Consider the following 25,093-nt stretch of genomic DNA (forward strand, 5'->3'; position numbering starts at 1 on the left):
TCGTGAGTGGTTATCCGTGTTCTAACACTGATAACCACTCACGAGGGGCCTTTTAATACTCGGTGCGGTCGGGCTTGGCCAGCCAGGCGGCGAATGGTTGGAAGTTCTCCTCCGACCGCAGGGCGTACACAGGTAGTGGCCAGGTTTCCCGGGGTTGGTTGAAAAGGTCGTGGAACGCTCGGTCGTCGAAGCCTGCCTTGGCTGCGTCGTCACGGTCGGCGCCGTAAATGACCCGGTCGAGGCGGGCCCAGAGGGACGCTGAGAGGCACAATGGGCACGGCTCGCACGATGAGACGAGGACGCATCCGGTGAGCTTGAAGTCTCCGATTGCCTTGCAGGCGTTGCGGATCGCCACGACTTCGGCGTGCGCGGTCGGGTCGAGGGTTGGTGTGACCTGGTTTGTACCTGTGGCGATGGTTTCGCCGTCACGCACCACGATCGCTCCGAATGGGCCACCGCCGGAGGCGACGTTGTCCGTGGCCAGACGGACCGCCTGGGCCAGCCATTCTTCTTCCATTACATGGTCTCCGTGATGTGTTCTGGCCGGACGGGCACGCGGGACAGCGCCTTGCCGGTTGCGGCGCGGATCGCGGCTACGATGGCCGGGGTTGCCGAGATGGTCGGCGGTTCGCCGACGCCGCGAAGTCCGTACGGCGCATGGGGATCCGGGCGTTCGAGAACGTCGACGACCATCGGCGGCATGTCGAGGACAGTTGGGATCAGATAGTCCGTGAATGACGGGTTGCGGATTTTCCCGTCCGCCAACTGGATCTCCTCCATCACCGCCAACCCGAGGCCTTGCGCTGTGCCGCCGTGGATTTGACCGAGAACGGCTTCCGGGTTGATCGCCTTGCCGACGTCCTGCGCGCACGCCAACTCCACGACCTTGACCAGGCCGAGTTCCACGTCCACGTCGACAACGGCCCGGTGCGCCGCGAACGCGTACTGCACGTGGGCGTTGCCCTGGCCCGTTTCCGCGTCGATCCGGTAGGTCGGGCGGTGCCGCCATTCCACGACCTCGTCAATCACATCCGTGCCAAGCACTTGCGCTAGCGGCAGGTCTGTGTCCCCGAAGCGCTTGTACAAAGCAGTTCGGACAGCTTCGCAGGCAGCTCGCAAAGCGCCGCCGGTGACATAGGTTTGACGCGAGGCGGAGGTTGAGCCAGCGTCGCCGATCGATGTGTCCATTGGTTCGATGGTCACCACGTCAACGCCAAGCTCGGACCGGGTGATCTGCTGAAGGACCGTCACCAAGCCCTGGCCGACCTCGACAGCCGCCGTGTGTACGGAAGCCACGGCTTCCCCGCCGATCACGGACAACCGCACCCGGACTGTCGAATAATCGTCGAAGCTGTCCGAGAAACCCACGTTCTTGATGCCGACTCCGTAACCGACACCACGGACAACGCCCTCGCCATGGGTGGTGTTCGAGACGCCACCTGGCATGTCGGTCAGGTCAGTTCCGTTAAGCGGCATCGGTTTGTCACGGACCAATGTCAGCAGCTCCGCCACCGGCGCGGCCGAGTCGACGAGCTGTCCGGTCGGCATGACGCTGCCTTCACTCATCGCGTTACGCAGCCGTACCTCAACTGGGTCAATGCCAAGTGCGGCAGCCAGTTTGTCCATTTGGGACTCATAAGCGAAAGCCGCTTGCACAGCACCGAAACCACGCATCGCGCCACAAGGCGGGTTGTTGGTGTAGACGCCCCAGCAATCCACGGTCGCGCTCGGAACATCGTACGGACCCACGCCCAAAGTCGCCGCGTTCGCCACAACGGCACCGGTGCTGGAGGCATAAGCGCCACCGTCGAGGTAGATGCGGCACTTGACGTAGACGAGTTTCCCGTCCCGGGTGGCACCGTGTTCGTAGTACATCCGGGCAGGGTGCCGGTGGACGTGCCCGTAGAACGATTCCTCGCGGTTGTAGACCATTTTCACTGGTTTTCCGGTGTGCAACGCCAACATGCACGCATGGACCTGCATCGACAGGTCCTCCCGGCCACCGAACGCGCCACCCACACCGGACAACGTCAGCCGGACCTTGTCCAGCGGCAGCCCCAATGCCACCGCGACCTGACGCTGGTCCACGTGCAGCCACTGGGTCGCGATGAACAGGTCGATCGAGCCGTCCTCCGCTGGCACCGCAAGCCCGGACTCCGGCCCGAGAAAGGCCTGGTCCTGCATGCCGACTTCGTATTCGCCGGTGACCACCACGTCAGCGGTGACGTCCTGTACGCCATGCCGGATCTTCACGTGCCGCACGATGTTCCCGTTGGGGTGCAACGGTTTCGCGCGGCCGTGCGCCGCGTCCTCAGTGTTCACGACCGGCGGCAGAACCTCGTAGGCAACCTCGATGCGTTTGATCGCCCGGCGCGCGGTTTCGGGGTGGTCCGCGGCAACCACAGCCACGGGCTCACCCTGGTAGCGGACCACATCGGCAGCGAGAACAGGCTGATCAGCGTGCTCGAGGCCGTAAATATTGGTTCCCGGTACGTCCGAGTGCGTCAACACCGCGTAGACGCCCGGAACCTTCAAAGCCTCAGTGAGGTCAATGGAAACAATGCGCGCATGCGGATGCGGGCTGCGCAAAGTGGCGCCCCACAACATGTCCTCATGCCACAGATCCGAGGAGTACGCGAACTCACCACGAGTCTTCAAAGCACCGTCGGGCCGTTGAGCGTTCGTGCCGATACCGCCCTGCGTGGCAACTGTCGTAGTCATGACTTGGCCGCCATTCGAACCGCGTCCAGGATCTTCTCGTACCCCGTACAGCGACAGAGGTTTCCAGCCAGGGCCTCGCGAATCTCCGGATCGGACGGCTGCGGAGTCCGCGCTAGCAAGTCATGCGCGGCAACCACCAGACCTGGTGTGCAGAAGCCACATTGGACAGCGCCAGCGTCCACAAAGGCCTGCTGCACGCGGTCGAGCGCGTCTTCAGACCCGAGCCCTTCGACGGTCGTAACGATACGTCCCTCGGCCTGACCGGCGGCGACAAGGCACGAACACACTGGCGTGCCATCCATGTACACCGTGCACGAGCCGCATTCGCCCTGCTCGCATGCGTTCTTGGAACCGGGCAGCCCCATTCGCTCACGCAGCACGTAAAGCAGCGACTCACCGGGCCACACGTCGTCGACCTGGCGCGCTTCGCCGTTCACAGTGAGGTTCACGCGCATCACCGTTCTCCTTCGCGGTACGCGTCCCACGCCCAGCCAAGCGTCCGCCGCGCCAGCACAGCAAGCGCGTGTTTCCGGTACGCGGCACTGCCCCGGACGTCGTCGATCGGTGAAGCCTCCGCCGAAACCAGCTCACCAAAACGTTGTTTGACCGAATCGAGCAACGGCCGAGGCTGAGCGAAATCGAGCTCTCCGGCAAGGAATTCCTCGGCTTGACGCACACGGCGTGGCGTCGGCGCGGCCGAGCCGATCGCGGCACCGACCCGGGAGTCGGAAAGGCTGATGGCGAACGAACACACCGCGATCACCATCGCGTTGCGCGTCCCCACTTTCGCGAACTGCTGCGGACCCGACGCGCGAGGAACCCGGATCGCGGTGATCAGCTCGTCCGGCTCCAAAGCATTGCGTTTCACGCCAAGGTAGAATTCATCAACCGGAATCGACCGGGCGCCACGGACCGAAGCGACTTCCACAACCGCGGAACACGCCAGCAACACCGGATGCGTGTCCCCCGCAGGCGAAGCAGCACCAAGATTGCCGCCGACCGTGCCCCGGTTACGGATCTGCGGCGACCCCACGGTCCGGGACGCGATCGCGAGACCAGGCAAATCGGCCCCAAGCTCGTTGATCAAGCGCGTATAGGGCAACGCAGCACCGATCGTGATCACCGAGCCGTCGCGCGACCAATTGGCCAGTTCGGGCACGCGGGTCAGGTCGAGCAAGGCGGGTGGACGCCGGTGGTCGAAGTTCAGCTCGACCATCACGTCCGTACCGCCCGCGATCGGCACCGCGTCCGGCATGGCCGCTTTCATCTGCAAGGCCTCGCTGAGGCTCTCAGGACGCAGGAAGTCCACGCGTCACCTCCAAGCCCCCAGCTTGCCCTAACTCGTTATCCGCCGGTGATACCCGCGCAGCACGTCCAAGTGAAGTCCAGTCGCCTGGGTGATCTCCTCGGCCGTCGCCGCGCCACAGTCCACGCTACGCAACAATGACGCCGAAAGCGCTTGCGCGGTGGCCGGTTCGTCCAGAATTCCGTCGCTGTCAGCACTGTCGGCGCGCGCCGCGTAAGCGGCCAGTCGCCGAGCGTCACTGTCCAGGCTTTGCCGGTAGTAGCCGAACACAGCGGCATATCGGGAGACCAGCTGGGCAGGATGCATGTCCCATCCCTGGAAGAAACCGTGCTCCAAGGACCGCCTGACCAGTCCGTAGTGGACACGCCACGCCGCCAGCACCTTCGCGGTGTCGCCAACGGGCAACACGTTGCTCGATCCGTCGGACAGCCGCACACCAGTCCCGGCGGCGGACACCTGCATCACGTGCCGCGCGAAATCGGCCGCGTGGTGCGCGAGGTTCTGCTGGGCCGCACCAAGCCCGACAGCCGCTGTGTAGTCGTAGGTGCCGTAGTGCAGGCCGACCACGCGTTGCCCACCGGCCGCGAGAAACGCCGGAATGGCCAGCTTTCCTTCGCTATCCACAATGGACTGGGTGGTCTCCACCTGGATCTCGAAGGTCAACGAACCCGTCGGCCAGCCGAGCCGCTGCTCGAGGATCTCCAGCAACGAGACGAACACCTCGACCTGTTCCGTCGCGGTGACCTTGGGGAACGTGATCACGAAACCGGGCGGCAGGTCGTGCAGCGACTCGAGGAAGATGTCCAGCGTCCGGATGGCACGGTCCCGCAACGCAGGTGTGTCGAACGACTTGATCCGGATGCCGGACGAGAAGGGCGCGATCCCTTCGGCGTGCCAGCGGACCAGGCACCCTGCCGCGTACCGGGCGTCGTCGTCCTCAGTCGTAGGCGCGCCGTAGCCGTCCTCGAAGTCGATCCGCAGGTCCTCGACCGGTTCAGACCGAAGCTTGGCCTTCACCCGGTTGGCGAGGTCCTTGGACAGGTCGAAACCGTGTTCCGCCATGGCCGCAAGCGCTTGCTCGCCCCAGTCACGCGGGGTGCTCGGCCCGACCTGGGAAGCGGGCACGTAACACGTGTGCACCGGTTGGCGCCCGCTGCGGCCGCCCGGGTACCGCGCCGCCCGCCGCTTGTCCACTTCAGACAGACGAGCGGTGAGCGACGCGATCGTGGGTCCGTCGAGGATCATCAATCGATCTTCTCGTAGGCGGGCAGGGTCAGGAAGTCCACGAAGTCGTCGGCCAGTGCGACCTGGTCGAACAGCTCCGCGGCCTCGTCGAGGAACGGCAGCCCGTCAAGTTCCTTGCGCGTCTCGGCGAGGACGTCACGGACAAGCGAAGCCGTCACGGTCGCGCCGGTGTCCAGCACGACGTCGTTACGAACCCACTGCCAGACCTGAGCGCGGGAAATCTCGGCGGTCGCGGCGTCCTCCATGAGGTTGTGGATCGCCGCGGCACCATTGCCGCCCAGCCAGGACGCGATGTACCGAACGCCCACGTCAACCGCCGCGCGAAGCCCAGCCTCAGAAGCACCACCCGGAGTCGCGGCGACATTCAACAGGTCGTCCGCGGTCACCGAGACCTCATCGCGGGTCTTGCCGAGCTGGTTGGGCTCGGAGCCCAAAACGCCGTCGAAGACCTCCTGGCACACCGAGACGAGGTCGGGGTGCGCGACCCACGAGCCGTCGAATCCGTCGCCTGCCTCGCGGCTCTTGTCGTCACGGACCTTGGCCAGCGCCTGTGTGGTGACCTCGGGGTCACGGCGGTTCGGGATGAACGCGGCCATCCCGCCCATCGCGAACGCGCCCCGCTTGTGGCACGTACGCACGAGCAGCTCGGTGTACGAGCGCATGAAAGGCGCCGTCATGGTGACCGAGTTGCGGTCCGGCAGGACAAAGGAAGCACCTGCGTCCCGGAAGTACTTGATCACGCTGAACAGGTAGTCCCAGCGGCCGGCGTTCAACCCCGAGGCGTGGTCACGCAGCTCGTAGAGGATTTCCTCCATCTCGAACGCGGCCGGGATGGTCTCGATCAGCACGGTCGCGCGGACGGTTCCGTGCGGGATGCCCAGCTCACGCTGCGCGTGCGTGAACACGTCGTTCCACAGCCGCGCCTCGAGGTGGCTTTCCATCTTGGGCAGGTAGAAGTACGGCCCGCTGCCGCGGTTCAGCAGCTCCTGCGCGTTGTGGAAGAAGTAGAGGCCGAAGTCGACCAGGGCACCGACGGCCGGTTTGCCGTCGAACTCCAGGTGCCGTTCGTCGAGGTGCCAGCCACGCGGGCGCATCACGATCGTCGCGTGCTTGCCCGGCTTGAGCTTGTACTCCTTGCCCTCTGGCGTGGTCAGCTCGATGGTTTCGCGGACGGCGTCGTACAGGTTGACCTGGCCGCCGACCACGTTGTCCCAGTGCGGGGTGTTGGCGTCTTCCAGGTCGGCAAGCCAGACCTTGGCGCCGGAGTTGAGGGCGTTGATCGCCATCTTGCGCTCGGTCGGGCCGGTGATCTCGACCCTGCGGTCGGTCAGGTCGGCTGGCGCCGGGGCGACGCGCCACTGGGCTGACCTGATTTCAGCGGTCTCGGAGAGGAAGTCCAGACGCCCGGTCCGGGCGGCTTCGGCGCGCCGTTCAGCCCGCTTGGCCAGCAGTTCGTCTCGTCGGGCACCGAACGCGCTGTGCAGGCCGGCCAGGAAGGCATGGGCCTCAGGCGTCAGGATCCGATCAGAATCGGACAAGGGATGACTCCTTTCTTTCTGCGTTACGGACTATAATTTTTGGATAGCGGAACTTCAACGTATGCCAAGGAGGCGGCAGTGGCCCCAGGGAGCAACGGCGGCGTGCAGTCGCTGCAACGCGCCTTCGACCTGCTGGAAGGCCTGGCCGACGCGGGCGGCGAGGCCAGCCTCTCCGAGCTGGCGACGACCTCGGGCCTGCCCATGCCGACCATCCACAGGTTGATCAGAACGCTGGTCACGCTCGGCTATGTCCGGCAGCACCCCAACCGACGCTACGCGCTGGGCTCACGCCTGATCCGGCTGGGCGAGAACGCCGGGCGCCAATTCGGCACGTGGGCGCGCCCGCTGCTGGCCGAACTGGTCGACGAGGTCGGCGAGACCGCGAACCTGGCCGTACTCGAACACGACGAGGTCGTGTACGTCGCCCAGGCGCCGTCCCGGCACTCGATGCGGATGTTCACCGAGGTCGGCCGCCGGTTGTTGCCGCACGGGACCGGAGTCGGCAAGGCGATGCTGTCCCAGATGGCCCAGCAGGACGTGCGTGAGCTGCTCAAGCGCACCGGGATGCCCGCGTACACGCCGAACACGTTCCAGGACCCGGATCTGCTGTTGATGCACCTCGCCGAGGTCGCCAACCGCGGTTACGCCATCGACGAGAGCGAGCAGGAGCTCGGCGTCCGGTGCATCGCCGTGCCCGTCCTGGGGACCCCAAGCCCCGCAGCGGTTTCCATCTCCGGACCGGAGGGCAGGCTGACCAACGAGATCGTCCAGCGGGTCGCGCCGATCGTGCAGCGCGTGGCCGAGGCCATCGCCGAAACGCTGCACGCCCGCAGCACCGGCTGAGTCAAGAAAAGCCCCGAAGTGCGCCCCCGGATTCCGTGGGCGCACTTTTTATATTCGCTATCCAGACAAAGATCACACCGGATTGCACCGAACAGCGTATTGAATCAGGGTTCACACTTTTCACAGGCATCTTGACCTGGGCATCTCACAGCGAATTAACACAAAAACGGGCGTTGTGGAAGCTTTTTGGCACATCGCGCAAACGTGCGTACTTGGCCACGTGAAACACCCGAGAATGATCGCCCTGGGGGTATGCCTTTTTTTACGCTGGAGGGGCACAACCGAATGACACGAAGAAGACACCGCCTCGCCGGGGCGGGGATCGCGTTCGCGATCGTATCGACCCTGGTGACGGTGCTCCCCGAGGTTGCCGTGGCGGCACCCGAAGCCGACTACACGCCACGCACCGACAAATCCATACCCGTCAAAACCGTTCCACCGACGCCCATCGGGCCAGACGCGGCCGAGGAGAAAGCCCTCAAAGGCACGCCGAAGGTCGAGTTCCCCACACCGGCCACGACCGAGATCGGCGCACAGCAACGTGGCGCGTCACCGGGGCCGATCCGCGTGTCCCGCAAGGACAATGCCCGCGCGGCTGCCGACACCACGATTCGGGTCGAGGTCCTGCCCAAGCGCTTGGACGGACCCGCGTTCCGTGTTTCCGGTGCGGAGAACCAAGAACTCGAAGTCGAGGTCGACTACTCCGGCTTCCGCGACGCCTACGGCGGCGACTGGGCCAACCGGCTGAAGCTGGCGATCCTGCCGGACTGTGCCCTCAACACACCTGAAGCCGTTGACTGCCAACCGAAAACCCTGAGCACGCACAACGACGGCTCGGGCACACTGTCAGCGGACGTGACGCCGAGCGCGAACCAGATGTTCGCGGTCACGGCCGGTTCGTCCTCCGGCGCTGGAGACTTGGGCGCCTCGTCGCTGTCTCCGGGTGCCACGTGGTCGTCCGGCGCATCGTCCGGCGACTTCTCGTGGCAGTACGAAATGGACGCTCCGCCCGCACTCGACGGGCCAGAGCCGGAACTGGAGCTCTCGTACTCCTCCGGCTCGGTGGACGCGCACACGTCGGCCACGAACAACCAGCCGAGCTGGGCCGGTGAAGGCTTCGACCTCAACCCGGGCGGCTACATCGAACGCCGGTACGCGAGCTGTTCCACGGACACCAAGGACAGCAACAACACCAAGAAGACCGGCGACCTGTGCTGGCGCACCGACAACGCCACGCTGCAGCTCAACGGCAGCGGTGGCGAGCTTGTCATGGACGACAAGACCAAAGAGTGGCGGCTGCGCAGCGACGACGGGTCGAAGATCGAGCGTCTGTCCGGAAAGGACAATGGCGACAACAACGGCGAAGCCTGGAAGATCACGACCAAGGACGGCACGCAGTACTTCTTCGGCCTGAACAAGCTTCCCGGCTGGACGACGGGCAAGGCGACCACGAACTCCGCGTGGACGGCCCCGGTCTTCGGCAACCACAACGGCGAGGACTGCTACAAGGCAGGCTCGTTCGACACCTCGTGGTGCCAGCAGGCGTGGCGGTGGAACCTCGACTACGTCGTGGATGTCAACGGCAACACGTCGAGCTACTTCTACAAGACCGAGACCAACAACTACGCCCGCAACATGACCGCGACCAAGGTCAGCTCGTACGTGCGGGACGGCTACCTCGAACGCATCGACTACGGCCAGAAGGACGGCGAGGTCTACACCAAACCGGCCATCGGCCAGGTCGCGTTCACCGTGGCTGACCGGTGTATCCCCGGCACCGACTGCGTCACGACCAAGCCAGAGAACTGGCCGGACACCCCGTTGGACCAGCAGTGCACGAGCACGACCAACTGCGCCAACAAGTACACGCCGACGTTCTGGTCGCAGAAGCGGCTGGCGAAGGTCACCACGAAGGTGTGGAACAACACCGCCTACAAGAACGTCGACGAGTGGGCGTTCACGCATTCCTTCCCTGCGCCGGGTGACGGCACCAGGGCGGGCATGTGGCTGGCGTCGATCAAGCGCACCGGCCTTGTCGGCGGCACGGTCGCGTTGCCTGAGGTCAACTTCGACGGCGTGCAGATGTCCAACCGGGTCGACGGGATCGAAGGCATCCCGCCGATGAACTGGTGGCGGCTCAAGGCGATCCGGACCGAGACCGGTGGCGAGATCGCGGTCAACTACATGGCCAAGGAATGTGCCGCGCCGAGCAACCTGCCGGTCGAGGACAACAACGCCAAGCGTTGCCACCCTCTCAAGTGGACACCGGACTCGTTGGACGATCTCGCCAAGGAACGCTTCGACTGGTTCCACAAGTACGTCGTCGCCGACATCACCGAGAAGGACCTGACCACCGGTCTGGCCCCGCAGGTGACCGAGATGAAGTACGTCGGCACCCCGGCATGGCACCACGACGAGGAAGACGGCCTGATCCCGGCCGAACGCAAGTCGTGGTCGCAGTGGCGTGGCTATGACCGCGTCCAGACCATCAAGGGCGGGCAGGAACAGACCGAGACCCTGTTCTTCCGTGGCATGGACGAGGACAAGACGGCTGCCGGCGGCGTGAAGGACGTCAAGGTCGTCGACTCCAACGGTGTCGCGATCGACGACAGCAACGAGCTCGCCGGTGTCGAGCGGGAACGGATCACCTACGACAAGGCCGGTGGCAAGGTCTCCGAGCGGGCCATCACCGACCAGTGGGTGTCCGAGCCGACCGCGACCCGGGTGCGCAGCTGGGGAACCACGCGGTCACGCAAGACCGGTGAAGCCGCGGTCCGGCAGACCGAGGTCCACCCGGACGGCACGCAGTTCAAGTCGGGGACCAACAACGTCTACGACGCGGCCGGCCTGCTGATCCGGACCGAGAACCTGAACGACCTGAACAACCCGAACGACGACACCTGTACCCGGTACAGCTACACGCAGAACCCGCAGACGTACGTCCTGGACGTGGAATACCAGGAGGAAACGGTCCGGGTGGCGTGTGACAAGACGCCGAACCTCCCGGCTGACCTGGTGGATGTCGAGCGGACGTTCTACGACGACAACGACACCCTCGGCGCGCCACCGGCTCGCGGTGAGCCGACACGTCGTGACGAGTTCAACGGCTGGGTCAATGGGGCGCCGAGCTTCAAGACCGTCGCTCGAACGAAGTACGACTCCTACGGCCGTCCAATTGAGGCGTACGACGTCTTCGGCAAGAAGAGCACGATGAAGTACGAGTCCACTGTGGGCGGTGCGCTGACGAAGGTCACGACCACCAATCCACTTGGGCACGTGTCGAGCACCGAGTACGAGCCCGCGTGGGGCGAGCCGACCGCGATCACCGACACCAACAACAAGCGGACCGAGAAGATGTTCGACCCGCTTGGCCGCGTGATCAAGTCGTGGCTGCCAGGCCGGGACCGTACGCAGAGCCCAAGCACCGAGCACAGCTATCTGGTGCGTGCCAACGGGCCCAACGCGGTCATCAACAAGACGCTGCAGCCCGACGGGCAGTACGTCACAGACATCGACCTGCTCGACGGTCAGATGCGTGAACGACAGTCGCAGGACCCGGCACCGGGCGGCGGTCGTGTCATCACCGACACGATCTACGACTCGCGGGGCCTTGAGATCAAGACGAACGGTCCGTACTACAACGACGCTCCGCCCGGCACCGACGTGGTCGCCCCGGACGAGGCGATGTTGCCCGCGCAGACCGTGTTCGAGTACGACGGCGAAGACCGGTTGACCGCGGAGATCTTCAAGGTCGAGGGCGTCGAGAAGTGGCGGACCACGCACTCGTACTCAGGCAGCCGCTACGACGTCGACCCGCCGGACGGCGCCACACCGACCAGCAAGATCATGGACGCCGAGGGCAGGCTCGTCGAGTTGCGCCAGTACAAGGGCAAGTCGCCGAGCGGGGAGTACGACAAGACCACGTACACCTACACCCCGCACGGTCAGCTCGAGAGCGTCACCGACCCGGCTGGCAACGTCTGGCGGCACGAGTACGACCTGCTCGGCCGTGAGGTCAAGACGATCGACCCGGACCGTGGCATCACCGAGTTCACCTACGACGACGGTGACCACGTCGCTACGAAGAAGGACGCCAAGGGCAATGTGCTGGCGTTCGCGTACGACGACATCGGCCGCAACACCGCGATCCACGAGGGTTCGCTGACTGGGCCGAAGCGTGCCGAGTGGACGTTCGACAAGCTGGCGGACGGCACGCTCGTTCCTGGCGTGTCGACCTCGTCGACGCGGTACGTCAACGGTCAGGCGTACACCCAGTCGATCACCGGTGTCGACTCCGGCAACCGGCCGACCGGGTTGAGCCTCACGATCCCTGGGGCAGAAGGGAAACTGGCCGGGACGTACAAGTTCTCGACCACCTACCGGCAGGACGGGGACATCGCGACAGCGACCATGCCCGCCGCTGGTGGGCTGGCCGAGGAGACGCTGACCTACGGCTACAACAGCCTCGGCCTGCCGACCACGTTGACAGGTAAGACGTCGTATGTCACCAACACGACGTACACGCCGTACTCCGAGCCGCTGCAGGTGACGCTGTCCGCGGGTGGCAAGTGGGTCAAGCGTTCCGCCGAGTACGAGGTCGGCACGCGGCGGTTGCTGCGTACCGTGACCGAGCGCGAGACACCTGGCCGGATGGTTGCCAACTCGTCGTTCACCTACGACCCGGCAGGCAACATCACCCGGATCCACAACCAGCCGGGTGCCGACACCGGTGAACCGGCCGACACCCAGTGTTTCCAGCACGACTACCTGCGCCGGATGACCGGTGCGTGGACGCCGCGCGACGGAAACTGTGCCACGCAGCCAAGTTCCGCGGGGCTTGGCGGTCCGGCGCCGTACTGGCACGGGTGGACGTACGACAAAGCTGGCAACCGGACCACCGAGACCAAGGTGGCGCCGGACGGCAAGACGACGTCGAGTACGTACACCTATCCGGAGCCCGGTCAGGCACGTCCGCACGGTGTGCAGAAGGTGACCACGAACGGTCCGCAGGGCACGAAGGTCGACGACTACGGCTACGACGCGAACGGCAACACCACCGCTCGCAAGGGCCAGTCACTGGAATGGGACCTGGAAGGCCAGCTGACCAAGGTCACCGACGGCGCGAAGGTCACGTCGTACGTTTACGACGCCGACGGCGAACGCCTGATCCGTAGGGACGGTAGCGGAACCACGTTGTACCTCGGCACAACCGAGGTCCTGCTCACGCCCGCAGGCGCGGTTCAGGGCACGCGGCACTACATTCACGACGAAGAGACCGTCGCGGTCCGTACCTCGGACGACAAGCTGCATTGGTTGGACCCCAACCACGTCGGCACGGCAGAGCTGTCCATCGACGCGGACACGCAGGAAGTGACGCGGCGGCGGACCGACCCGTTCGGTTCCGTGCGTGGCACCGCTCCTGCGACGTGGCCGGGCCAGCAAGGGTTCGTCGGCGGCACGATCGATGCCGACACTGGGCTGACTCAGCTTGGCGAACGCGCGTACGACCCGTCGACAGGCAAGTTCATCTCGCCCGACCCGGAGATCGACTACTCCGAGCCGCAGCAGATGAACGCCTACGCGTACGGCAACAACAACCCGATCACCTACGCCGACCCGGACGGCCGGTTCTGGGTGATCGTCGCCAGGGTCGTCGCGACCAAGGTGCTTGTGCCCGTGCTGAGGAAGTTCGTGGTACCGGTGCTCAAGCGCGTGATGGTCTGGGTCGGCAAGAAGATCGTCAGCGGTCTCGCGTGGCTCGCCAAGAAGATCGGCATCAAATGGGTGCAGGTCGCCCGCTGGGTGACCGTGATGGTGGTCAAGAAGGTCCGAGTCTGGGTCGCCAAGACCATCAAGACCATCAAGAAATCCAAGGTCTGGAAGGAAGCGAAGAAGAAGGTCGCCAAATGGATCGGCAAGAAGAACGTCCAGCGGATCAAGAAGGCGGTCCAGAAGTTCAAACGGACCTGGAAGAAGATCAAGGAAAAGGTCAAGGAGAAACGCCAGCAACACAAGGAACGCAAACGGCAACGGCAGCAGAAGAAAGAACCACGGCCGGACATCGTCGCGACCGGTAAGAACACCACAGTCGGGCCGCAGGTGAGCGAGAGCCCGAAGCGCTGGGGTAAGGACTACATACGCGACGGCGACGACGTGTTGTCACAGGCCGGGGAGGACAAACCCGCCGGGCACTCCGCGTTCGACAACGAGGAGGCGCTCGCGCGGCACACCAGCGGTGGCGCGATGTGGCGACTGCCCAAGGAAGCGAAGCTGCCGGAGGGCCTCGGTTGGGTGCACGACAACGACCCACCGGGCCACTACACGATCTACGCGACGCGCAGGATGAAGTTCAGCGAGTACAAAGCGAAGATCGAAGGCCTGCCGTGGGAGTATGTGAAGAAGATCAGAAGCACGAGGCCAAGGGGGTGAGCACAGTGGACAAAGCATGGGAGGCGCTGGAACGTGCCACCGCGTCCTATCGTGAGGCCGGTGACGCGGTGCTGGCAGGCGACCCGGTGGAGACATTGCGGGCGATCTTCGCGTCCGGCAACAGCCACCACGCGGCGATCCGGTTGATCGGGGATCGTGCCCCCGAGCGTCCCGAACTGGTGCGGGAGTTCCTGCCCGAACTGTTCGACACCGCGCTCAGCGATTCCCCGATCTCGCAGAGGGCAAGGTACATCCTGGCGGCGTTGCCTCCGGAGGTGCGTAACCCGCACCTGGAAGCAGTGACGGCACGGGAGATAGCGAACCCGGACCCCGACCGCTGGGAAGAGCTGCGCGGGTTGGCGGTGCTGCTCGAACGGGTCGATCGACTCGACCTGCTCGAACAGCTGAAGGACGCCGTCCGGGACTCACCGGAAGAAGCACTCCGCGACATAGCTGAGGACTTCCCCCAGCACAGCTAGCAAAAACCCCTCGTGAGTGGTTATTCGTGTTAGAACACGAATAACCACTCACGAGCTTTTTCAGGGCTCTATTCTTAAGACATACCGCTGGTGTGCGGCCCCTGAGCAGGCCACCTGTGTCACAGCCGTGTTGTTGGCTGTGGATCCGCCCGCGACCGTCACACACTTGTCACTGTGGATGATCCGGGGCTGGACAACGACATCCATCCCGCTGCCGCTCACATAATCCAGTCGGAACTGCTGGTTTGCCTGTGGGGCACCGGTTGGCTCGCACGTCCACTGTCCGATCGCGACGTTGTCCTCGTGCTTCCAGCCTGGGATGTCCAGGCATTTGCCCGCGTCCGTCTTGATCTGGAAGTACGGTGTGCTGCCGATCCGGTCCAGCTCGAACTGCTGATGAGCGGCCGATGCGGCACAGTCCTGCTGCTGGAACGGCCCGCCGTCGGCCACGTTGCCCGCCGGAATCCCGGTGCACTTCTCGCTGTGGCTCGGCTGCAGGCGGTACCTGCGGCCCGGTTCGATGTACACAGCGTCGGCCACGTCAGCGACCTCGCCTTGCCAGTCGGTTCGCTTGTCGGCGAACGTCGTTCCGTTGGAAACAAAGGTGTACATCTGACGCTGACCGTTTCCGGTGTCGTACAGCGATGCGATGTCACCACGGCCGTCGCCATTGAAGTCCCCTGCGGCAAGGGAGGACTTCAGGGAATCGAAAGCCGTGCTCTCCCAGCCGGTCGAAACTGACCATGGGCTGCCCGCGGTAAAGATCTGTACCTGGGTTGACGTCCCGCCTCGGTTGTAGGACGCCACGATCTCGTCCTTGCCCTCAGCGTCGCCATTGACGTTCGTCGTCACGAAGGTCGCCTTGGAGCGATCGAAAGCAGTGCTCTCCCACTGCGAAACCGGCGCCGCGAACGAAGAACCGTTCGACACATGCAGGAAAAGCTTGGTTTGCAGTGTTCCCGGCGCACCACGGAAACCGGCGATGTCATCATCGCCATCGCCGTCGAAGTCACCCGCGACCGGGGAAAGGTGGTTGATGTCCAACGCACCCTCCCATTGCTGCACGGGTGCCGCGAACACCCCGCCACCGGACCGGTGCAGCCACAGTTTCGTCTGCGCTCCCGGAAGCCCTTGGAACACAGCCAGATCGTCATCGCCGTCGGCATCGAAGTCGCCTGCGGTGATTCTCAAATGGGACAACCGGTAGTCTCCGGTCCACGCGGGTTCGCTTTCGGCGTCGAAACGGTTGCTGTCCGAGCGCAACAGGTACAGCCGGACCTTACGATCCGGGTCTTCCCGAAGCACCGCGATATCGCCACGGCCGTCACCGTCGAAGTCGCCATTCGCACTCTTGATCCGGTACAGCGGGAAACCGCCGCTGACATCCGTGTCCCAGCCAACATAACCGGACGAGAAACCAGTACCCGTCGACAGGAAGTTCCACGCCGCCGTCCGGCCATTGCCTTGGTCGAACAACATGGCGAAGTCGGCACGCCTGTCCCCGTTGGTATCCCCACGGATCGCCGCGCCGGGAACGGTACGAATCTGCGCAGTCAACGTCCAAGCTGGACTCAACGGACTGATGTTGCCCGCCTTGTCCACAGCCCGGACATACAGCGGCCGACTGGAATTGTCGTCCCACACAGTGATCGGGACCGTGGCTGAACCGGGCGCGTCGGCCGCGACCCACATGGTCGTTTTGTCCTGCTGGAAACCGTATCGGAAACCCGCGATGTCCGTATCCGTGCCGCTGAACTTCACGGTGCCGAGTTCACCGACGGACCGAACCGGTGTGTTGTCAGGGAAATCGGTGGACGTGATGGTCGGCGGAACCGGACGAGTCCGGTCGACCGTGAAGTAACAACTCGGCGAGTCCGGTCCAGCAATAAGAGCATCCATGATCCGGGCGCGATAATTGAACACCTTCGTCGGCTGATTGTCCGGCAGAACCCCAGCGGCCACAGGCGACCACGAGAACGCGCCACCAGACCTGAACAGCGGAGTGTCCGAAGCGTGCACGACGGTGTTGCCGTCGAGAATCTCCAGCCGCGCCTTGACATTGTCACCGTCCGGATCGGACGCGATCGAAGAGAACGTCGGCGAGGCCGTGTTCAACGCCACCGGCGCCGCGGCCGTGCCACACGGCGTCGGCGGGACGGTCGTGAAGTTCGTCGGCACGCTTGGCTTGTTGTTGAACTCGACCACAAGCCGGGCGGTGTTGAAGTAGAACTTCTTCCACTGCGCGTTCGAGCCCTCGTTGGGCGCACGCAGGCCGAACGTCAAAGTGCCGGTCTTGGCGTTGGCCGTGTTCTGCACCAACGTCTTCAACGCCGCCGAGCTGAACTCCATCGGCAGGTCCGGCTGGGTCGTGGTGCAGCCGCCGCCTTCGTTGGCGTTGCCGGACCGGCTGTCCAGTTTGGTCAGCCACCACTTCTTGTCGGTGCCGGACTCCGTGGTGGTGTTCCAGGTGATCTTGGTGCCCGCTTCGATCCCCTTGGTGTGGTACAGGTCCACCGGGGTCGCGGCGCACGCGCCCGAGTGGTCGAGGGTGATCGCGAACCACGTGTTCAGCACCTGCGCACCGGCGATCGGGGACGTGTTGACCTGGAAGAACGACCGGTGCAGGCCATGCGGCGACTTGAACGTCTGCAGGCCGACCCGTGCCGTGTCCCGGTCCAAGTCCCAGTACTCGGTGTTCGGCGAGTAGGAGTCCACGGAGACCCAGCGGTTCTGCGTCCCGCTGTACGACGGGTCGATGTACAGCGGGAAATTGGTGTGCGGCGACGTGAGCATCCCGGCATCGGGTACGACAGTCAGCTCGCCATTGCCAACCCGCAGGTCCATCGGGCGATGGTCGATCTCCGGCGCCACAGCGGACCGGGCGGCGGCTGGCGTCTCCCACATGGTCGGTGGACCCGACTCGAAGATGATGTTCCCGCTGTCGTCCACGGCTGTGGTCTTGCCGTTGTCGCCTGCTTTGACCGGCAGACCGGAGGCCTTGAACTTGATTTCCCGCAGTGCCGGGTTCGCCGCGGCCTCGGCGTTGTGCACGACCAAAACCTGCGAGAAACCGTCCACATCGGCCTTCACTTGCAGGTCAACACCCGGCAGCACCGCACGATAAGTAGCCGTGTCCCCGGCAAGCTCAGGTGAAGGCAACTCACCGGGCCACGAGAGCGCAAGCGTTTTCCCGTCTCGTTCCAAGGACGCCATTGGGCTGTTTCCGCCGCCGGACAGCCGGATCTTCATCGGCGCGACCTTGGGCCGCACCGAACCGTCGGGGTCGCGTACCAAAGTCGTGTCGACCGGCGCCCAGCCTTCCGGCGTACGAGCCCGGAACGGCCGGACGAACTGCTCAAGGGTCTTTGTCCCAGACGGGTTCTGGAACACCCTGGTGTTCTCGGAACCCAGCTCGGTCAATTCGACCGGCTGGTCAGGCACCTCGGACTGCGCCGAGGCCGGTGGCGCGACAGAGCCAAGAGCGCATGCCAGGGCGCACGCCAGCAGGCGTGCGGATCTTCGCGATGTCAAGCGATGTCCCCTTCAGACACGAAGGCGGGGACTCGCAGCGGCACCCCCCACGGAACCGTTGTAGCCCAGGCCAATCTTCCCCGCGCGCGAATCCTCGCAAATCTCCGGCACGAAGAACATGGCCGTTGCAACGACCGGCAGCCCTCGTGAGTGGTTAGCAGGGTTAGAACACGCCTAACCACTCACGAGTCCCACGCTGGGAGTTAGCCCAGGAGGGCGTCGACAAACGCGCCTGGCTCGAAGGGCGCGAGGTCGTCGGCGCCTTCACCGAGGCCGACCAGCTTCACCGGGACGCCGAGTTCACGCTGGACCTGGAAGACAATGCCGCCCTTGGCCGTGCCATCGAGCTTGGTGAGCACGATCCCGGTCACGTCCACGACCTCGGAGAACACCCGCGCCTGGGTCAGCCCGTTCTGGCCGGTGGTCGCGTCAAGGACAAGCAGCACCTCGTCGATCTTGGCCTGCTTCTCCACCACACGCTTGACCTTGCCGAGCTCGTCCATCAGGCCGGTCTTGGTGTGCAGACGCCCCGCGGTGTCCACGAGGACCGCGTCCACGCCAGCGTCGGTGCCACGCTTGACGGCATCGAAAGCCACAGCAGCGGGGTCGGCGCCTTCCTTGCCACGAACGACCTCAGCCCCAACCCGACTGGCCCACGTGGCGAGCTGCTCAGCGGCGGCCGCACGGAACGTGTCAGCAGCACCCAGCAGAACGGAACGGCCATCGGCGACTAGAACCCGGGCAAGCTTGCCGGTCGTGGTCGTCTTGCCGGTGCCGTTGACGCCCACGACCAGTACAACCGCAGGCTTGGACTCGTGTGGAAGCGCACGTACCGAGCGGTCCATCTCGGGGTGCAAGGCCTCGACGAGCACCGAACGTAGGACCGCGCGAGCCTCGTCGGCCGTACGGACGCCACGAGACGTCATTTCGCCGCGAAGCTTCGAGATGATCTCGGCGGTTGTGGCGGCGCCGAGGTCCGCGAGCAACAACGTGTCCTCGATGTCGGTCCACGAGTCCTCGTCCAGGTCACCCGCGCCCAGCAGGCCGAGCAGGCTCTGCCCGAAGGTCGACCGGGACCGCGCCAGCTTGCCGCGCAGCCGCTCAAGACGGCCCGAAGTCGGCTCGATCTTGTCGATTTCCTGCGGCTTCTCCTCGACTTCGAGGGAATCCGGCAGTGCGATGTCGACTATGTCCCGTTTCTCGGAATCCCGGGGCACTGAGGCGTCGTCGCCAACGCCCGGCTGGCCGTCGACCTCGGTGCGGTCCTCAACCGGGTGCACCGGGGGCTCGACAGTGGTCGTACCGCCCGATGACAGGCTGATCCCGCTACCCGCCTGATACTTCGCCCGGTCCTCGACCGACTTGCGCTCCGTGTCGGTCAAGTTCACCCGGCGGCGCTTGGCCAGCACCAGTCCGGTGACCACGGCGACGGCGATCAGGACCAGGACAACCGCGAGGATCACGATGAGTTCGGTGGACACCCCGCCATCCTCGCATCCATAGCTTCGACAAGCTTCAACGTTATTTAACTCGATTAGGTCAAGAGTTAACGACGAGTCTTGCCATATCCCGTTGTGTGGAATACACCACAGGTCTATGGACGCCAGCAGGGTCGTCGGCCTCATCTCTGGCACGTCGGTGGACGCCATCGACGCGGCCTTGGCCGACATGCGGCTGTCCGCGGACACTATCGAGCTGACCCCGGTAGGGCATCTCGAAGTCGCCTACCCAGCGGACCTGCGCGACGATCTGCTCAACGCCACTTCCTGCAATTCAGAGCGGATGTGCAGACTCGACACGCGAATAGGACAATCCTTCGCCAATGCAGCCGCGACTGCCATCCGCGAACTCGGCGCCGCCGACGTGATCGCGTCACTGGGACAAACCGTCTACCACTGGGTGGAGGACGGTATTTGCCGCGGAACGCTCCAACTGGGACAACCCGCGTGGATCGCCGAAAAGACCGGCCTGCCGGTGATCTCGGACCTACGCGCCCGTGACGTCGCCGCGGGCGGGCACGGCGCCCCGCTCGCCGGACTGTTCGACCGCCTCTGGCTGCAGAACGAAGTCGCGCTGAACATTGGTGGAATCGCCAACATCACGCTGCCCAACATCACATTGTCAGGAGCGATCGCGTATGACACCGGTCCTGGCAACGCGTTGCTCGACGCAGCCGCGGAAGTGCTGACAGGCCAACGATTCGACGAGGACGGCGCGCTCGCCAAGGCAGGCACGGTCCGCCAAGACCTGCTCGATGTCCTGCTGGCCGACGAGTACTACCGACTGCCCGCGCCGAAGTCGACCGGCAAGGAACACTTCAACATCGGCTATCTGAAAGCCGCACTGGCCAAGGTTGACGAGGTCACCGGACCGGACCTGATGGCCACGCTGGTCGAACTGACTGCCGTCACAATCGCCGACGCGTGTGCCGGGCATCGCGTAGTCGCCTCCGGCGGCGGGGTCCGCAACCCCGCGTTGATGGCCGCGCTGGCTCGCCGCTTGGACATCGTGACAAGTGATGGACTGGGGATTGCGAGTGACGCCAAGGAGGCCTATCTCACCGCCGTGCTCGGTTTCCTGACCTGGCACGGGATCCCTGCCGATCCGCGGACCGGCGCGGCAGGACCGCGACTGCTCGGCAGCATCACGCCGGGCCGCGATCCACTGCGCATGCCGGCGCCCGCGACAACCACCGTGAGGCGTTTGCGTGTCGTAGCACCACTGGGAGGGTCTCATGCGCGTCCTTGATCTGCTCATCATCGCGATCTTCTTAGTCGGCATGCCGTTGATCGGGGTGCTGATCGGCGGCAGGCAGAAATCGTCGGACGACTACTTCGTCGGTGAGTCCAAGATCCGGTGGTGGGTTGTCTGCCTGTCGGTGGTCTCCGCGGAGACGTCCACGCTGACGGTGTTGAGTGTGCCGACGGTTGCCTACCTCGCGGCACCCGGCGCGGGTGGGATGACTTTCCTGTCGCTGGCTCTTGGTTACGTGATCGGCCGCATTGTCGTGTCGTACGTGCTGCTGCCCAAGTACATCGCCGGTGATCTGGTGACGGCGTACGCCTTCCTCGGCAAGCGGTTCGGCGGCGGGATCCAGAGCACGGCGTCAATGACGTTCCTGTTCACGCGGCTGCTAGCGGACGGACTGCGCCTGTTCGCCACCGCCATCCCGATCAAGGTGGTGCTGGCCAGCCTCGGCCTGCCGGACGTGAACTACTGGTGGATCGTTGCCGCACTGGGCATCGCGATGGTCGTCTACAGCTACTTCGGCGGTGTGCGCGCGGTGGTCTGGGTCGACGCGATCCAGATGCTCTGGTACGTCCTCGGCGCGGCCGCGGTGATCATCGTGCTGGCAGGCAAGCTGCCAGACGGGTGGCTCGGCCGGGCAGCGGACGCGAACAAGTTCCAGATGTTCGACTTCTCCTCGGCGGTGTTGAGCAACCAGTACGCGTTGATCACCGCGGTGGTCGGTGGCGCGGTCCTGTCGATGTCGTCGCACGGTGCCGACCAGTTGATCGTGCAACGGCTGATGGCGACACGAGACGTCAAGGCAAGCCAGAAAGCGCTGATCGGCAGCGGAATCGTGGTGTTCCTGCAGTTCGCGCTGTTCCTGTTCATCGGAGTGATGCTGTGGGCGTTCTACAACGGCGCTTCGCCGACACAGGGGCTCGGGCTGAACAACAACGACGAACTGTTCGCCAGTTTCATCGTGAACGAACTGCCGACCGGTCTGTCCGGATTCGTCCTCGCCGGAATCCTCGCTGCCGCACTGAGTTCGTCGCTCGGCGCACTGGCGTCATCGACGGTGACGGATGTGTACCAGAAAGTAGTGCGGCGCAAGCTGACCGACGCCGAGCTGTTCCGTCAGGGTCGCATTTGGACAGTGATATGGGCTGCGGTGCTCGTGGTGGTCGCCGGGCTGTTCGCGACGTTCTTCCGGCGCGGCGAGCCGATCGTCGAGCAGGGTCTGTCCATCGCGGGATTCACCTCCGGCGCGCTGCTCGGCGCGTTCCTGCTCGGCCTGATCTTCCGTAAGGCAAGGCAATTGGACGCGATCGTGGCATTCGTGACCACGGTTGTCGTAGTGGCTCTTGTCATTCTCGGGCTGAAGTTCACCAAGGCAACGGGTGAGTTCCTCGCGATCGACTTCGGCAAGCCGACCGCGACCTCGGTCAGCCTGGCGTATCCGTGGTACCCGGTGCTCGGCGTGGTGATCACGCTGATTGTCGGCGGGCTGATGTCGTTGCGGCACCGGACACCCGCTACTCCGCCGGACACCGAACAACCAGCCGCGGTCAAAGCCGCGTAAAGGCGCAGCCCCTCCCAAGGGTGAAGGAGTCTATTGTGGGAGCACCTTTGGGAGGGGACGGCATCTCATGACCGGCACGCGTGCACCACGCAGGCACTACGGCGGCAGGTCCGATGCGCAACGGCGAGCCGAGCGCCACGAACGCCTGATGGAAGCCGGACTCGAACTGTTCGGATCCGACGGCTACGCGGCGACGTCGATCGAACGGCTCTGCGCGACGGCAAGCGTGTCCACCAGGAACTTCTACGAAGAGTTCCCAGGCAGGGAGGCACTGCTGGTCGCATTGCACGATCGAATCACCCAACGGGCAATGGAGAACGCCCTCAAAGCACTGGCCGGCTGCGAGGAAGATCCCCTGCGCGAACGCGTGGGGAAGATGGTGCGGGCGTACATCAACACCACCTCAAGCGATCCGAAGTGGACAAGACTGGCGTACGTCGAAGTAGTCGGCGTGTCGCCGAACGTCGAACAACATCGGCTGCAATGGCGGGAACGCATCATCGAGTTCCTGGTCAGCGAGGCCAATCGGGCCGTACACAGAGGTGAGGCCGCGGCCCGCGACTTCCACCTGACCGCGGTCGCGTTCATCGGCGCGGTCAACGAACTCGTGTACTACTGGTCGATGCACAACCGCAGCAGGCCATTGGACCAACTGTGCGACGAGGTCACCCGGTTGGCGGTGGCGGCGATCACGGCGCCTTCCTGAGGTTCAGCAATACCTCGATCACACCGTTGTCCTCGATGTCGATCCCCGGAATTCCGGGATCCGGGATGCGGTAGTCCGCGAACATCACCGGAATGCTCGTCTGCACCTGAATACTGTCGTTGCCGCGCACCACACTCAGGTCTGCCCGCACAGCTTTGCTGACACCGCGCAAGGTGAGCTGGCCGGTGGCTTTGACAGTCACCTTCTGCCCGGCGGCTGGTACGGCGCCGAAATCGACCGGCCCCTGCAGCGCGAAGGTCGACGTCGGGAACTGGGACACCGACATGATCTGGTCACGGAAGTTCGCATCCCTGCCGCTCTTGTCGGTCGCCACGGACCCCATGTCCACCGTGACCGTGCCGCTGGTGATCTGGGTACCGCCGAGCGCGACCGTGCCAGTCACCTTGCCCGTCCGGCCGACCGCTGTGGTGTCCTGGCCGAACAAGATCTCCTTCACCCGGTACCCCGCCTGCGAACCCTCCGACACAGCCCACGTCCCGTCGACCGGGACGGCCGCGCCGCCACCACCCTGCTGGCCCTCTCCCAGTGCCAGTTCCTGGGCAGGAGGCTCGGAGAGCACGTTGATGTAGAACCACGGGCCACCGACGAACGCCAGCAGTCCCAGCGCGATCGCGCCGATCAGCCACGCTTTCCAGTGCCGTTTGAATCTGCCCATGCCGGTACTACGCCGCCGCCTTCGATTGGGTTCATTGGCCGCCGCGGACAGTCGACGGCCGATCCGTTGGCGTGCCCGGCCTTGGCGCGGGGTCACGCCGGAAAACAGACTTGTTACCCCTCGTACGAGAGGAGTTCCGATGCGCTCAAAGCGGCTGACGGCTGCCGCCGTGGGTGTTCTCCTCGCCCTCACCGGCGTCGTTCCAGCGCAGGCCCAGCAGCTCAGGGACGTCGTGCTGATCGGCAACGCGCAGGCGGGCACCGTCAGCTTCCTCGACGGCCACACATTCCAGGTGATCGGCACCCTCGATGCCATCCCCGACCTCGAACAGCGGCTCGCCGCGATGAACCCGGTCGAACGGATCGGGTACGAGACGGTGAACCGCATCCAGGGATACAAGAAGTTCGTCGACGACATCGCGCTTTCCCCCGACGGCAAGACGTTGTACGTCTCGCGCGGCAACCTCGCCGACGTGGTCGCCTACGACGTGGCGAGCAGGCGCCAGCTTTGGCGTACCAAGGTGGAAGGCTTCAAGGCCGACCACGCGGCGATCTCGCCGGACGGCACCCAGTTCATCGTCTCCGCGCTGAGTGTCGAGAAGGCGCACGTCTACGACACGAGGACCGGCGCGATCGTCAAAACCTTCGCTACCGGCGCCTATCCGCACGGCAACGACTACGCGCCGGACAACAAGACGCTGTACAACTCCAGTATCGGCAACGTGTCGCTGAGCAAGGCCTTCAACTGGGCCAAAGGCAAGCGCCAGCTGACCGCGGTCGACCCGGCGACCTGGACGGTCAAGCGCACGTACCAGTTCGAGTACGGCATCCGGCCCGCGCTGTTCATGCCGGACAACAAGACGATGTACGCGCAGCTCTCTTATCTCAACGGTCTGGTCGAGTACGACCTGCAGGCCGGGCGGATCGTACGGACCGTCCAGTTGCCGTTCAGCGAGAAGGCCGCGGCGATGGACGTCAACGACTACCCGCAGAACTCCGCGCACCACGGGATGGCGTATTCCGGTGACCGGATATGCGCCGCGGGCACGATCGACGACTACACCGTCCTGCTCGACCGGCCGGGCCTGGGCGCGAAGGGATACGTGCACTATCCGACCGACAGCCTGCCGTACTGGACGCTGACGAGTGTCGACGGAAAGCACTGTCTGGTGTCACTGAGTAAGCGCAACGCCATCTCAGTCATCGATTACGCAACGGCGAAAGAGGTCGCGTCGATCCCTGTCGGGCACTTCCCGCAGCGTGAGCGGCTCGGCGTGCTCAGCGAGGCAGCGGTCGCGTCATTTGGCTGAT

General features: G+C 64.7%; 16 protein-coding genes. 7 read left to right on the plus strand and 9 right to left on the minus strand.

Annotation, left to right across the window (positions count from 1 at the left end; genetic code table 11):
* Positions 1–52: 52 nt before the first annotated feature.
* From LWC34_RS33740 to aceB, 6 genes are read right to left on the minus strand one after another with little or no spacing between them, the layout of a single operon-like run.
* Positions 53–517, minus strand: coding sequence for a nucleoside deaminase (locus LWC34_RS33740; protein WP_233729315.1), 465 nt, complete (start codon positions 515–517; stop codon positions 53–55).
* The gene (locus LWC34_RS33745) at positions 517–2,721 is read right to left on the minus strand and encodes a xanthine dehydrogenase family protein molybdopterin-binding subunit (protein WP_233729316.1); all 2,205 of its coding nucleotides are present in this window, start codon (positions 2,719–2,721) and stop codon (positions 517–519) included. The genes LWC34_RS33740 and LWC34_RS33745 overlap by 1 nt, the downstream gene beginning before the upstream one ends.
* Positions 2,718–3,176 (minus strand): (2Fe-2S)-binding protein, encoded by a 459-nt coding sequence (locus tag LWC34_RS33750; protein ID WP_233729317.1) that lies wholly within the window; start codon positions 3,174–3,176, stop codon positions 2,718–2,720. The genes LWC34_RS33745 and LWC34_RS33750 overlap by 4 nt, the downstream gene beginning before the upstream one ends.
* On the minus strand, positions 3,176–4,030 hold the full coding sequence (locus tag LWC34_RS33755; RefSeq protein ID WP_233729318.1) for an FAD binding domain-containing protein: 855 nt from the start codon (positions 4,028–4,030) through the stop codon (positions 3,176–3,178). The genes LWC34_RS33750 and LWC34_RS33755 overlap by 1 nt, the downstream gene beginning before the upstream one ends.
* Positions 4,031–4,057: 27 nt before the next feature.
* A complete protein-coding gene (locus tag LWC34_RS33760) occupies positions 4,058–5,272 on the minus strand; it encodes a DUF6986 family protein (RefSeq protein ID WP_233729319.1) in 1,215 nt (404 codons plus the stop codon).
* The gene (gene aceB / locus LWC34_RS33765; protein WP_233729320.1) at positions 5,272–6,810 is read right to left on the minus strand and encodes a malate synthase A; all 1,539 of its coding nucleotides are present in this window, start codon (positions 6,808–6,810) and stop codon (positions 5,272–5,274) included. Before aceB ends, LWC34_RS33760 begins: the two co-directional genes overlap by 1 nt.
* Before the next feature lie 78 nt (positions 6,811–6,888).
* Here aceB and LWC34_RS33770 point away from each other — a divergent pair, with 78 nt between their 5' ends.
* From LWC34_RS33770 to LWC34_RS33780, 3 genes are all read left to right on the plus strand, one after another.
* On the plus strand, positions 6,889–7,653 hold the full coding sequence (locus LWC34_RS33770) for an IclR family transcriptional regulator (RefSeq protein ID WP_233729321.1): 765 nt from the start codon (positions 6,889–6,891) through the stop codon (positions 7,651–7,653).
* 285 nt (positions 7,654–7,938) lie between these two features.
* Positions 7,939–14,082, plus strand: coding sequence for an RHS repeat domain-containing protein (locus LWC34_RS33775; RefSeq protein ID WP_233729322.1), 6,144 nt, complete (start codon positions 7,939–7,941; stop codon positions 14,080–14,082).
* Positions 14,079–14,561, plus strand: coding sequence for a hypothetical protein (locus tag LWC34_RS33780; RefSeq protein WP_233729323.1), 483 nt, complete (start codon positions 14,079–14,081; stop codon positions 14,559–14,561). The genes LWC34_RS33775 and LWC34_RS33780 overlap by 4 nt, the downstream gene beginning before the upstream one ends.
* A 60-nt stretch (positions 14,562–14,621) precedes the next feature.
* Here LWC34_RS33780 and LWC34_RS33785 read toward each other — a convergent pair whose 3' ends face one another.
* Positions 14,622–18,092: an RICIN domain-containing protein gene (locus tag LWC34_RS33785; protein WP_233729324.1), complete on the minus strand. Its 3,471-nt coding sequence runs from the start codon at positions 18,090–18,092 to the stop codon at positions 14,622–14,624.
* A gap of 203 nt (positions 18,093–18,295) precedes the next feature.
* Entirely contained in the window at positions 18,296–19,573 is a 1,278-nt protein-coding gene (gene ftsY / locus LWC34_RS33790; protein ID WP_233729325.1) for a signal recognition particle-docking protein FtsY, read from the minus strand.
* Positions 19,574–19,688: 115 nt separating this feature from the next.
* Between ftsY and LWC34_RS33795 the strand changes: the two genes are divergently transcribed.
* The 3 genes from LWC34_RS33795 to LWC34_RS33805 all read left to right on the plus strand — a co-directional run bounded on the left by LWC34_RS33795 (position 19,689) and on the right by LWC34_RS33805 (position 23,107).
* The gene (locus LWC34_RS33795; RefSeq protein ID WP_233729326.1) at positions 19,689–20,840 is read left to right on the plus strand and encodes an anhydro-N-acetylmuramic acid kinase; all 1,152 of its coding nucleotides are present in this window, start codon (positions 19,689–19,691) and stop codon (positions 20,838–20,840) included.
* Complete coding sequence (locus tag LWC34_RS33800; protein WP_233729327.1) at positions 20,827–22,401, plus strand: sodium:solute symporter; 1,575 nt, start codon at positions 20,827–20,829, stop codon at positions 22,399–22,401. The genes LWC34_RS33795 and LWC34_RS33800 overlap by 14 nt, the downstream gene beginning before the upstream one ends.
* Before the next feature lie 67 nt (positions 22,402–22,468).
* Positions 22,469–23,107, plus strand: a complete 639-nt coding sequence (locus tag LWC34_RS33805; RefSeq protein ID WP_233729328.1) for a TetR/AcrR family transcriptional regulator — start codon at positions 22,469–22,471, stop codon at positions 23,105–23,107.
* Here the strand turns inward: LWC34_RS33805 and LWC34_RS33810 are convergent.
* Positions 23,091–23,783, minus strand: coding sequence for a YceI family protein (locus LWC34_RS33810; RefSeq protein WP_233729329.1), 693 nt, complete (start codon positions 23,781–23,783; stop codon positions 23,091–23,093). The two genes, LWC34_RS33805 and LWC34_RS33810, sit on opposite strands and share 17 nt — an antisense overlap.
* Positions 23,784–23,922: 139 nt before the next feature.
* On the opposite strand from LWC34_RS33810, the gene LWC34_RS33815 reads away from it, so the two are divergent.
* Positions 23,923–25,092, plus strand: coding sequence for a YncE family protein (locus LWC34_RS33815; RefSeq protein ID WP_233729330.1), 1,170 nt, complete (start codon positions 23,923–23,925; stop codon positions 25,090–25,092).
* Position 25,093 lies beyond the last annotated feature (1 nt).

Source organism: Kibdelosporangium philippinense (assembly GCF_021390435.2).
In the GTDB taxonomy this organism is placed as follows: Bacteria; Actinomycetota; Actinomycetes; order Mycobacteriales; family Pseudonocardiaceae; genus Kibdelosporangium; species Kibdelosporangium philippinense.

What these genes read in the sequence shown, in the direction of transcription:
- LWC34_RS33740 (WP_233729315.1), bottom strand. Translation starts at nt 517, where the DNA reads ATGGAAGAAGAATGGCTGGCCCAGGCGGTCCGTCTGGCCACGGACAAC.
- LWC34_RS33745 (WP_233729316.1), bottom strand. Translation starts at nt 2,721, where the DNA reads ATGACTACGACAGTTGCCACGCAGGGCGGTATCGGCACGAACGCTCAA.
- LWC34_RS33750 (WP_233729317.1), bottom strand. Translation starts at nt 3,176, where the DNA reads ATGCGCGTGAACCTCACTGTGAACGGCGAAGCGCGCCAGGTCGACGAC.
- LWC34_RS33760 (WP_233729319.1), bottom strand. Translation starts at nt 5,272, where the DNA reads ATGATCCTCGACGGACCCACGATCGCGTCGCTCACCGCTCGTCTGTCT.
- LWC34_RS33775 (WP_233729322.1), top strand. Translation starts at nt 7,939, where the DNA reads ATGACACGAAGAAGACACCGCCTCGCCGGGGCGGGGATCGCGTTCGCG.
- LWC34_RS33795 (WP_233729326.1), top strand. Translation starts at nt 19,689, where the DNA reads ATGGACGCCAGCAGGGTCGTCGGCCTCATCTCTGGCACGTCGGTGGAC.
- LWC34_RS33800 (WP_233729327.1), top strand. Translation starts at nt 20,827, where the DNA reads ATGCGCGTCCTTGATCTGCTCATCATCGCGATCTTCTTAGTCGGCATG.
- LWC34_RS33805 (WP_233729328.1), top strand. Translation starts at nt 22,469, where the DNA reads ATGACCGGCACGCGTGCACCACGCAGGCACTACGGCGGCAGGTCCGAT.
- LWC34_RS33810 (WP_233729329.1), bottom strand. Translation starts at nt 23,783, where the DNA reads ATGGGCAGATTCAAACGGCACTGGAAAGCGTGGCTGATCGGCGCGATC.
- LWC34_RS33815 (WP_233729330.1), top strand. Translation starts at nt 23,923, where the DNA reads ATGCGCTCAAAGCGGCTGACGGCTGCCGCCGTGGGTGTTCTCCTCGCC.